At 77.3% G+C, this 10,968-nt stretch carries 9 protein-coding genes; 7 read left to right on the forward strand and 2 right to left on the reverse strand.

What is annotated here, in order from left to right; translation table 11 throughout:
* Positions 1–92: 92 nt before the first annotated feature.
* The 3 genes from edd (at position 93) to nhaA (ending at position 3,913) form a co-directional block, all read left to right on the forward strand.
* Positions 93–1,934, forward strand: coding sequence for a phosphogluconate dehydratase (gene edd / locus DMP17_RS31800; protein WP_337831468.1), 1,842 nt, complete (start codon positions 93–95; stop codon positions 1,932–1,934).
* Positions 1,935–1,959: 25 nt separating this feature from the next.
* Positions 1,960–2,577, forward strand: coding sequence for a bifunctional 4-hydroxy-2-oxoglutarate aldolase/2-dehydro-3-deoxy-phosphogluconate aldolase (eda, locus tag DMP17_RS31805; RefSeq protein ID WP_337831469.1), 618 nt, complete (start codon positions 1,960–1,962; stop codon positions 2,575–2,577).
* 97 nt (positions 2,578–2,674) lie between these two features.
* Positions 2,675–3,913 carry a Na+/H+ antiporter NhaA gene (nhaA, locus tag DMP17_RS31810; protein ID WP_443217984.1) on the forward strand — a complete coding sequence of 413 codons (1,239 nt, stop codon included), beginning with the start codon at positions 2,675–2,677 and terminating at the stop codon, positions 3,911–3,913.
* Between the two features lie 6 nt (positions 3,914–3,919).
* On the opposite strand, the gene DMP17_RS31815 is transcribed toward nhaA, so the two are convergent.
* Both DMP17_RS31815 and DMP17_RS31820 read right to left on the reverse strand, forming a co-directional pair.
* Positions 3,920–4,147, reverse strand: a complete 228-nt coding sequence (locus tag DMP17_RS31815) for a hypothetical protein (protein ID WP_226357031.1) — start codon at positions 4,145–4,147, stop codon at positions 3,920–3,922.
* A complete protein-coding gene (locus tag DMP17_RS31820) occupies positions 4,144–4,326 on the reverse strand; it encodes a hypothetical protein (RefSeq protein WP_226357032.1) in 183 nt (60 codons plus the stop codon). Before DMP17_RS31820 ends, DMP17_RS31815 begins: the two co-directional genes overlap by 4 nt.
* Before the next feature lie 223 nt (positions 4,327–4,549).
* Between DMP17_RS31820 and DMP17_RS31825 the strand changes: the two genes are divergently transcribed.
* From DMP17_RS31825 to DMP17_RS31840, 4 genes are all read left to right on the forward strand, one after another.
* Positions 4,550–5,776 carry a metallophosphoesterase family protein gene (locus tag DMP17_RS31825; protein WP_337831471.1) on the forward strand — a complete coding sequence of 409 codons (1,227 nt, stop codon included), beginning with the start codon at positions 4,550–4,552 and terminating at the stop codon, positions 5,774–5,776.
* Positions 5,773–9,312, forward strand: a complete 3,540-nt coding sequence (locus DMP17_RS31830; RefSeq protein WP_337831472.1) for an AAA family ATPase — start codon at positions 5,773–5,775, stop codon at positions 9,310–9,312. Before DMP17_RS31825 ends, DMP17_RS31830 begins: the two co-directional genes overlap by 4 nt.
* Before the next feature lie 26 nt (positions 9,313–9,338).
* Positions 9,339–10,271, forward strand: a complete 933-nt coding sequence (locus tag DMP17_RS31835) for an aldose 1-epimerase family protein (RefSeq protein WP_226357035.1) — start codon at positions 9,339–9,341, stop codon at positions 10,269–10,271.
* A 79-nt stretch (positions 10,272–10,350) separates the two neighbouring features.
* Entirely contained in the window at positions 10,351–10,950 is a 600-nt protein-coding gene (locus tag DMP17_RS31840) for a malonic semialdehyde reductase (RefSeq protein WP_443217985.1), read from the forward strand.
* The last annotated feature ends 18 nt before the right edge of the window (positions 10,951–10,968 follow it).

Here is a 10,968-nt window from a genome sequence, read left to right on the forward strand (position 1 = left end):
TCTCACTAACGTCTTGTGAGTACATAAGTAAGTCGGTAGAGTGCTTATCGAACGGTTCGCCACGCACCCCACCACCTGGAGATCGACGTACCGTGACCGCTTCCGTCCCGCTGCACCCCGTCGTCGACGCCGTCACCCGGCGGGTGACCGCCCGCTCGGCCACCACCCGCGCCGCCTACCTCGAGCGCATCCGCGCGGCCGCCGCCGCGGGGCCCGCCGCCGGCCCCGGCCGCGCCGACCTCGGCTGCGCCAACCTCGCCCACGCCGTCGCCGCGTGCGGGCCGGACAAGCTGACGCTCACCGCGTCGCCCGCCCGCAACATCGGCATCGTCACTGCCTACAACGACATGCTCTCGGCCCACCAGCCGTTCGAGACCTACCCCGCGCGGATCAAGGCCGCGGCCCGCGACGCGGGCGGGGTCGCCCAGGTCGCCGGCGGGGTCCCCGCCATGTGCGACGGCATCACCCAGGGCCGCGCCGGCATGGAGCTGTCGCTGTTCTCCCGCGACGTCATCGCCCTGTCCACCGCCGTCGCACTGAGCCACGACATGTTCGACGCCGCGGTGCTGCTCGGGGTCTGCGACAAGATCGTCCCCGGGCTGGTGATGGGCGCGCTGTCCTTCGGGCACCTGCCGGTGCTGCTCGCCCCCGCCGGCCCGATGACCTCGGGCCTGCCGAACAAGGAGAAGGCCCGCATCCGGCAGGCGTTCGCCGCGGGCGAGGCCGGCCGCGCCGAGCTGCTCGAGGCCGAGTCGGCCAGCTACCACGGCCCCGGCACCTGCACCTTCTTCGGCACCGCGAACTCCAACCAGCTGCTGATGGAGGTCATGGGCCTGCACCTGCCGGGGTCGTCGTTCGTCAACCCCGGCACCGCGCTGCGCGACGCCCTGACCGACGAGGTCGCCCGCCGCGCGCTCGACGCCGCGGGTGACCCGGACAAGGCGATGGGTGCGGTCGTCGACGAGAAGGCCGTGGTCAACGGGATCGTCGCGCTGCTGGCCACCGGCGGCTCCACCAACCACACGATGCACCTGGTCGCGATGGCCGCCGCCGCGGGCGTGCAGATCACCTGGGACGACTTCTCGGACCTGTCCGCCGTCGTGCCGCTGCTGGCCCGGATCTACCCCAACGGCAAGGCCGACGTGAACCACTTCCACGCCGCCGGCGGCACGGCGCTGCTGATCCGCGAGCTGCTCGACCACGGCCTGGCCCACGACGACGTCCGCACCGTCGACGGCCCCGGCCTGACCCGCTACACCCGCGAGCCCTTCCTCGACGGGGACACCCTCGTGTGGCGTGAGGGCGCCACGGAGAGCCTGGACAAGTCGGTGCTGCGCTCGGTCGCCGACCCGTTCTCCCCGGACGGCGGGCTGCGCGTGCTGCACGGCAACCTGGGCCGCTCGGTGGTCAAGACCTCCGCCGTCGAGCCCGACCACCGCGTCGTCGAGGCCCCGGCCGTGGTCTTCGACGACCAGGACGACCTGCTGGCCGCGTTCGCCGCGGGCGAGCTCGACGGGCGTGACCTCGTCGCCGTCGTCCGGTACCAGGGACCGCGCGCCAACGGCATGCCCGAGCTGCACAAGCTGACCCCCGCGCTGGGGCTGCTGCAGGACCGCGGGCACCAGGTCGCGATCGTCACCGACGGCCGCATGTCCGGCGCCTCGGGCAAGGTCCCCGCCGCGCTGCACGTCACCCCGGAGGCCGCGCAGGGCGGACCGCTGCGGAACGTGCGCGACGGCGACCTGGTACGCCTGGACACCCTGAACGGCACCCTGTCCCTGCTGGTCGACGCCGACGAGTTCGACGCCCGCGAGCCCGCCCGGCCCGCAGGCCCGTCCGGTCCGACGACCGGCACCGGACGCGAGCTGTTCGCCGCGTTCCGCGCCGCCGTCGGGCCCGCCGACACCGGCGCGACCGTCGTCCTGCCCCACTGAGAGACCGTCCCGTCCGAGAGGAACCATGAGCGAGAAGCTGCTGGAGCTGGCCCCCGTCGTCCCCGTCGTCGTGCTGCCCGACGCCGCGTCGGCCGTCCCGCTCGCCCGTGCCCTGGTCGACGGCGGGCTGCCGGTCATCGAGGTGACCCTGCGGACCCCGGCCGCGCTCGAGGCCGTCCGCCGGATCGCGGCCGAGGTGCCCGACGCCATCGTCGGCACCGGGACCGTCCGCACCCCCGACGACGTCCGCGCCTCGGTCGACGCGGGCGCCCGTTTCCTGGTCAGCCCCGGTGCGACGCCGCGGCTGCTCGACGCGATGGAGGACTCCGGGCTGGACTTCCTGCCCGGCACCGCGACGATCTCGGAGATGATGGCCGTCGCCGAGCGCGGCCACACCGCCTGCAAGTTCTTCCCCGCCGAGGCCGCGGGCGGGCGCCCGTTCCTGACGTCGGTCGCCGGGCCGCTGCCGGACCTGCGGTTCTGCCCGACCGGGGGGATCACCGTCGACTCGGCACCGGGCTACCTGGCCCTGCCCAACGTCTCCTGCGTCGGGGGCTCCTGGCTCACCCCGGCCGACGCCGTCGCGGCCGGGGACGTCGACCGGATCCGCGGGCTGGCGGCCGCGGCCGCGGCCCTCGGCTGACCGGCGCCCGGGGGCGGGACGAGGGGTCCGCCCCCGGGGCCGGGAGGGTAGGGTCCCCTCCGGTGTGCCGGGAAGTCTGGTCGGCGAGCGATGTCTCCTGCCCGCCCGACCTCCCCGGAGCCCCGTGAACGCCTCCCGTACCGCCCGCCGCGTCGGCGACGTGCTGCGCACCGAGACCGTCGGGGGCGTCCTGCTCGTCGTGGCGGCCGCGGTCGCGCTGCTGTTCGCCAACTCGCCCTGGCGCGACGCCTACACCGCGCTGTCCGAGCTCACCGTCGGGCCCGCCGCGCTGCACCTGGACCTGTCGCTCGCGACGTGGGCCGCCGACGGCCTGCTGGCGATCTTCTTCTTCGTCGTCGGGCTGGAGCTCAAACGCGAGTTCCTGGCCGGTGACCTGCGCGACCCGCGCACGGCGCTGCTCCCGGTCGCGGCGGCCGTCGGCGGCATGGCGGTGCCCGCGCTGATCTACGTCGCGATCAACCTCGCGAACCCCGGGGCCCTGGTCGGCTGGGCGATCCCGACCGCCACCGACATCGCGTTCGCGCTCGCGGTGCTCGCCGTCATCGGGACGCACCTGCCCACCGCGCTGCGGACCTTCCTGCTCACCCTCGCCGTCGTCGACGACCTGCTGGCCATCACGATCATCGCCGTGTTCTACACCGAGCAGCTGTCGGTTCCCGCGCTGCTCGGTGCGCTCGTCCCGCTCGCGCTGTTCACCCTGGCCGTGCAGCGCGGGGTCCGGTCCCGGTGGGTGCTGCTGCCGCTCGCCGCGGTCACCTGGGTGCTGGTCCACTCCTCGGGAGTGCACGCCACCGTCGCCGGGGTCCTGCTCGGGTTCGCGGTGCCGGTCCTGGGGCGGCGCCGGGTGCACGGGGTGTCGCTGTCGGAGCACTTCGAGCACCGCTGGCGCCCGGTGTCGGCCGGTTTCGCGGTGCCGGTGTTCGCGTTCTTCGCCGCCGGGGTCACGGTGGTCGGCGGTGACGGTGACGGCGGTGGGTTCGGCGCGGCCCTGGTCGACACCGTCACCCTCGGCATCGTCGCCGGCCTGGTGGTCGGCAAGACCGTGGGCGTGCTCGGCTCCACCTGGCTGGTGCAGCGGTTCACCCGGGCCGAGCTGTCCGACGACCTGTCCTGGTGGGACCTGCTCGGCCTCGCGCAGCTCGCCGGGATCGGGTTCACCGTGTCGTTGCTGGTCGGCGAGCTCGCGTTCGGGACCGGGACCCCGCAGGACGACCACGTCAAGATCGGGGTGCTGTGCGGCTCGCTGCTCGCGGCGCTGCTCGCGACGGTGGTCCTGCGCGCCCGCAACGCCCACCACCGGCGCCGGGCGGGCTGAGCCGGGTCAGCGGTGGTCGGCGCGGGCCGCGGCGTGCCGCACCGCGGCCGGCGACAGGCCACGACGACCGCGGTCCCAGTCACCGGTGTCCGGGCGCACGCAGGGCAGGGCGTGCACGAAGCTGCGGGCCGGTCCGCCGTCGGCCGCGGTCCCGCCGTGGGTCCTCAGCCGCAGCGGCTCGCGGGTGGGGTCGATCGGGTTGAGGCAGCGCTCGCACAGCGCGTCCCGGATCACGCGGCCCACCGCCCGGCCGGGACGACGGTGCCCGCGGGGACACACGCCGCGACGTGCACGACGGCCTCGCGCCAGGTCACCTCGCCGGCCGCGTCGGCCGACTCGATGTGGGACAACCGGTAGACGCGTTCGGTCGCGGCGTCGACGGGGGCGAAGCAGCGCTCGCAGAGCTGGATCATCGGGCTCGACCTCGCGGCTCTCTCTCGGGATCGGACGGCCAGGATCTACCCACCGGCCATCATCCGGACACCGGAACGTGACCGGCGCCGCTGTGTGGCCCGCCCCACCTGACCTGCGACGTCGTCATCGGTGAGCGGGCGGGCGGTGTCGCGGCGGGGAACGGTGGGGGCCCCGTCCTAGACTCGGCGGTTCCCCGTACCCGACCGCTCCGGGAGTTCCTCCGTGCGCTTCGTGCACGCCGCCGACCTGCACCTCGACAGCCCGCTGCGCGGCCTGTCGCGGCTCGGCGACTCCGAGCTCGCCGCGACGCTGCGCGCGGCGACCCGGCGGGCCTGCGAGAACCTCGTCGACGCGGTCGTCGACTCCCGGGCCGAGGCGCTGGTGCTGCCCGGCGACGTCTACGACGGCGACTGGAAGGACTACGCGACCGGCGCGTTCTTCGTCCGGCAGCTGTCGCGGCTGCACGACGAGGGCATCCCGGTGTTCCTCATCAGCGGCAACCACGACGCCGAGTCCGAGATCACCCGGTCGCTGCGGCTCCCGCCCAACACCCACCGGCTCTCGGTGGACGCCCCCGAGACCGTCGTCGACGACGACCTCGGCCTCGCCGTGCACGGCCAGGGCTTCGCCCGCCGCGCGGTGCTGGAGAACCTCGTCCCCGCCTACCCCGACCGCATCCCCGGCCTGGTCAACGTCGGGATGCTGCACACCTCGGTGCAGGGCGACGACCGGCACGACACCTACGCCCCCTGCCGCCCCGAGGACCTGTCCGGCTGCGGCTACGAGTACTTCGCCCTCGGCCACGTGCACGAGCAGCGCGCCGTCTGCGAGGGCCCGCACCCGGCCTGGTTCTCCGGGAACCTGCAGGGCCGCCACCCGCAGGAGCGCGGCGCGAAGGGCGCCCTGCTCGTCGACGCCGCCCCCGAGCGGTGGGCGACGGTCACCCCGCTGGTCCTCGACGTCGCCCGCTGGGAGCTCGTCGAGGTCGACATCGCCGGGCTCGGCGGCGCCGACGAGGTCTACGAGGCCGTCGAGTCCACGCTGCGCGAGCGGTGCGCCGCCGCCGCGCCGCGCACCGTCGTCGCCCAGGTGACGCTGCACGGCGCCGGGCCGGCCGCCGCGGACCTCACCTCCGCCGAGGGGGTCCGCACCGAGCTGGAGCTGCTCGCCGAGCGCTGCGGCGCGGTGCTGGAGAAGGTCCGCAACCGCACCCGCCCGCCCGCCGGGGCGCTCGCCGTCGACCCGGAGCTGACCGCCGCGGTGTCCGCCGCCGCGGCCGGCCTGGCCGCCGAGCCGGACCGGATCCGCGAGCTCGCCGCCCCGCTGGAACGCGAGGTCGGCCGCCGGCTGCGCGAGGCGGGCCTGCTGGACCTGCGCGACGACGAGCGCCTCGCCGCGCTGGCCCGCCAGGCCGAGCAGCAGCTGCTGGCCCGGATGGCCGGGTCGTGAGCACGACCGCGCGGCTGCGCACCCTGGTCCTGGAGCGCTACGGCGCCTACGAGGGTCGCGAGCTGACCCTCGGCGACGGTCTGACGATCGTGTCCGGGCCCAACGAGGCCGGCAAGACCACCCTGCTCGACGCCCTGTCCGACCTGCTGTGGGGGATGCCCCGCCCGGTGCGCCACGCCTACGCCGTCGGCCCGTCGCGGCTGGCCGTGTCGGCCCGGGTCGCCGGTCCCTCCGGCGAGACCGTGCTGCGCCGCACCACCCGCGGCCTGCACGACGACACCGGCGCCGTCGCCGACGCGCCCTGGGGCGAGTCCGGTGCCGACGCCCGGCGCCGCTGGCGGGAGGGCTTCGGGCTCGGCCACGAGGAGCTGCGCGAGGGCGGCCGGGCACTGTGCGCGGGGGAGGGGGACCTCGCCGAGCTGGTCTTCACCGCCCGCAGCGGCCGCGACGCCCGCGCCCTGATCGCCGCGCTGGACACCGAGGCCGACGCCCTGTTCAAGGACCACCGGGGCAACCGGTCGGTCGAGGTGCGCGCGGCGTTCGCCCGGTTCACCGAGACCGAGAAGGCCGTGGGGGAGCGGGTGTCGCGGGCCGGCGAGGTCACCGCACTGGCCGAGGAGATCGCCCGGCTCGAGCGCCGCGCCGCGGAGCTGACCCGCACCCGTCGCGGGGCGGCGGGGGCGGCGGACCGGGCCCGGCAGGCCGTCCGCGGCCAGGACCCGGCCCGGGAGCTGGCCGCGCTGCGCGCCGAACGCGCCGCCCTGTGCGCGACCGGCGCCGCCCTCGACGCGGCCTCGCTGGAGGAGTACACCCACGCCACCGCCGCGCTGGCCGACGCCGAGACCGCCCGCGACGAGCACCGCGCCACCGCCGACGCGCTGCGGGCCCGCCGCGCCGAGCTCGACCTCGACGAGGACCTGCTCGCCGACGCCACCCGCGTCCGCGAGCTGGAGTCCGCCGCCCAGGCCCGCCGCGCCGACGCCGAGCGGGCGGCCCGGCTGCGCGCCGACGCCGCCGAGGCCCACCGCCGTGCCGAGACCGCGCTGGCCGGGCTGGTCGCCGAGGACGGGCGCAGCCCCGCCGACCGGCTCGCCGCCGTCCACCTGCCGGCCGACCGGGCCCGCGACCTCGACGAGCACGCCCGCCGCCTCACCGAGGCGCTCGCCGAGCAGACCCGCGCGGAGCGGCTGCACACCGACGCGCTCGCCGAGGTCCGCGAGGTGGCCGACGTCCCGGGCGGTCTCGACGCCGACCGGGTCGGCCGGGTCGCCGAGGTCCGCCGCGCGATCGAGGCCGATGGCTCCGCCGCCGCGCTGTGCCGCTCCGCCGTCGCCGACCGTGACGGCGCCCGCACCCGGCGCGCCGAGGCGCTCGCCGCGGCCGGGTACCGCGGCACTCCCGACGGCACCCCCGGCACCCGGGGCGTGCTGGCCCCGCCGCGCCGCGAGGTCCGGGAGCTGCGGGCCGCACTGCGCACCGCCGAGCAGGACCAGCGCGGCGCCGAGCGGGCCGCCGCGGACGCCGCGGACCGCGCGCACCGCGCCCGGGCCGCCCGCGACGGGGTGGCCGCCGACGGCCGCCCGGTCGGCGCGGACGCGCTCGCCGCGGCCCGCGCCGCCCGCGACACCGCGCTGGAGCAGCTGCTCGCCGCGGGGCCGGACGGCGCCGCCGCGGCCGCGGGCAGGCTGTCCGCCGCGCTCGCCGGGGCCGACCGGGTCGCCGACGACATGATCGCCTCCGCGGACCGGGTCGCCGAGCTGGCCCACCGCGACGCCGAGCTCGACACCGCCGACGCCGAGGCCGCCCGCACCGCGGCCGCCTCCGCCGTGGCCGGGGAGCGCACCGCCGCCGCCGGCGCGGCCTGGGCGACGCTGTGGCGGGCGCACGGCGTCGCCGTCCCCGACCCGGACGACGCCGACGCCGTCGTCGCCGCGCTGGCCGAGGCCGCCCGCGCCGAGGACGACGCCGCCCGCGCCGACGAGCGCCTGGCCCGGCTGCGCGACCAGGCCGAGGTGCAGGAACGGGCGCTGGGCTCCGCGCTCGCCGCGGCCGGGCGCCCGCGCGACGGCGCCCCGCTGGACGTGCTGCTCGTCGCGGCCGCCGACCTCGCCACCGAGGCCGAGCACGCCCGGGACCGGCGGGTGCTGCTGGCCCGGCTGCGCAGCGAGGCCGAACGCGCCGGGGGAGCGGCCGACGCCGCCCGCCACGAGCGGGAGCTGGCCACCCAGCGCTGGCGGTTCGCGCTGCGCGGCGCCGGGCTGCCCACCGACCTGGAGCCCGCGGGCTGGGACACCCGCCGCGACACCGTCGCCGACGCCCGCACCGCGGGGGCGCTCGCCCGCCAGGACGACGAGGAGGCCCGCCGCCTGGAGCGCTCCGTCGCCGCCCACGGCCGGGCCGTCGTCGCGCTGGTGGAGCGGCACCTCGAGCCCGCACCGACCGGCACCGCGGCCGCGGACCGGCTCGGCGAGCTCGCCGACCGCGTCCGCGAGGTCACCAAGGCCGCGGTGTCGGCAGGCCACCTCGACGACGGCATCGCCGCCGCCGAGGACGACGTCACCCGGGCCGCCCGCAGCGCGGCCGCGGCCACCGCGGTGCTGGACCGGCTCGCCGTCGAGCTGGCGCTGACCGAGGCCCCGGAGCCGGGCGGGCTGGAGGCCGCGGCACAGCGCGGCGCGCACGTCGCCGGGCTCGACGTCCGCATCGCCGAGCAGGAGCGGCTGCTGGCCGCCGCCGCCCCCGACCTCGACGCCGTCGAGCTGGTCGCCGCCGCCCCGGACACCGAGCCCGGCGCGCTGACCGAGGCGCTCGACCGGGCCGAGACCCACGAGCGCGACCTCGGCGCCGAGCAGGACGAGGTGCGCGAGCAGCTGGGCGGGCTGCGGGCCCGGCGCCGCGAGCTGGAGGAGGCCGAGGGGGCCGCCGAGCTGCACGCCCGCGCCCAGTCCGAGCTGGCCGGCGTCGCCGACGCCGCGGAGCGCTACCTGGTGCTGCACCTGCAGCGCGAGATCCTGCGCCGCGAGCTGGAGGCCTACGAGCGCAGCCACGCCTCCCCGCTGCTGGTCCGTGCCGGGGTGGTGCTCGAACGCCTCACCGGCGGCCGGTTCGTCGCGCTGCGGCCCCCGGCCGAGGCGGGCGGCGCCGGACGCAGCCTGGTCGCGGTGCGCGCCGACGGCGAGGAGCTCGCCCCGACCCGGCTCTCGGAGGGCACCGCCGACCAGGTGCACCTGGCGCTGCGCCTGGCCGGGATCGAGCAGCTGCAGGCCGACCGGGTCGCCGCCGGGCTGCCGACGGTGCCGGTCGTGTTCGACGACGTCCTCATGACCTTCGACGACGAGCGCGGCGCCGCCGCCGTCGCCGTGCTGGGGGAGCTGGCCGCCACCGCGCAGGTGCTGCTGTTCACCCACCACGAGCACGTCGTCGGCCTCGCCCGCGACGCGGGCGTCGGGTTCACCGTCGCCGAGCTGGGGCCGCCCGCCCCGGTCGAGGTCGTCGGCGACGCCGACACCGCCCGCGCCACCCCGCTGGCCGGCTGAGCGGGGCGATCACGGAGACTGCCGACGTGGACGCGTGCGGTGAACGGTTCGTGATCGTCAGCGGCGACTCCCGGGCCGAGGTCGACGAGGTCGGGGCGGCGCTGGCCGGGTTCTCCCAGGGCGGCCGGGTCCGGGTCGAGCCGCACCCGCCCACGGCCCGCCCGCCGAAGGGCTCCGGCGCGGTGCTCGCGCCCTGGCCGAACCGGGTCCGCGGCGGCGCCTGGACCCACCGCGGGACCCGCAGGCAGCTCGCGCTGACCGAGCCGGACGCCGGCAACGCCATCCACGGCCTGCTGCGGCACGTGACCTGGACCCCGGTGGAGCGGGCGGGGGACCGGATCACGCTGACCGCCGTCGCGCCGGTGCAGCCCGGCTGGCCGCAGCCGGTGCGGGTCACGGTGACCTACGCCGTCGGCCGCGACGGGCTCACCGTCACCACCGAGGTGGAGAACCTCGGGGACGCGCCCGTCCCGTTCGGCCTCGGCTTCCACCCGTACCTGCGGGTCGGTGACGTGCCGACCGACGAGCTGGAGCTGACCCTGTCCGCGCGGACCGAGCTGCCGCTGCGCGACCAGCTCCCGGACGGCCCGGCGCGGCCGCTGGACGGCGCGGTCTCCCGGACCCGGCTCGCCGGGCTGGTCCTGGACAGCGCGTTCGGCGGCTGCACCCCCGGCGACGGCCCGGACGGCGGCGCCGACGGCCGGGTCCGGCACCGCGTCGGGTCCCGGGACGGCGGCGGCACCGAGCTGTGGGCCGACGCGGCGTTCGGCTGGGTGCAGGTCTTCACCCCGTCGGACTTCCCGCGCCAGGGCCCGGACGGGGTCGTGACGCCGTCGCGGGCGATCGCGGTCGAGCCGATGACCTGCCCGCCGGACGCGCTGAACTCGGGCACCGACCTGATCGAGCTCGTCCCCGGCGAGTCCCAGGTGCTGCGCTGGGGCGTCCACGCCACCGGGTGATCCGGATCATCCCCGGAGCGGAATACCGGAGAGGTCGTTGAACGCTCTACCGATCGTGACTGTCCAGACCGCTTCCCCGGTGCTCCTGCCCCGTCTCGACGAGGCCGGTCGCGCCGCCCTGTTCACCGAGGCCCGCACCGCCAACACCTTCACCGACGAGCCCGTCACCGACGAGACGCTCCGCGCGGTGTGGGACCTGGCCCAGTGGCCGCCGACCGCGGCCAACACCCAGCCGCTGCGCGTGACCTTCGTCCGCAGCGACGAGGGGAAGCAGCGCCTGCTGCCGCTGCTCGCCGAGGGCAACCGGGCCAAGTCCGAGGCCGCCCCGGTCATCGCGATCCTGGCCGCGGACCTCGACTTCCACGAGCACTCGGACACCACGTTCCCGGTCAAGCCCGGCTTCCGCGAGGGCCTGGAGTCCCAGGGCCGTGCGGGCCGCGAGCCGATGGCGCGGTTCAACGCCTCGCTGCAGATCGGCTACGTCCTGCTCGCCGCCCGCGCGCACGGCCTCGCCACCGGCCCGATGGCCGGCTTCGACGCCGACGCCGTGACCGCCGAGTTCTTCCCCGGCGGCCGGCACCGTGCGCTGCTCGTGGTCAACCTGGGCCACCCCGGCCCGGACGCCTGGCACCCGCGGCTGCCCCGCCTCGAGGCCGGGCAGGTCCTCGACTTCGCCTGAGCGGGCCCACCCCCGCGG

Source organism: Pseudonocardia sp. TMWB2A (genome assembly GCF_017312135.1).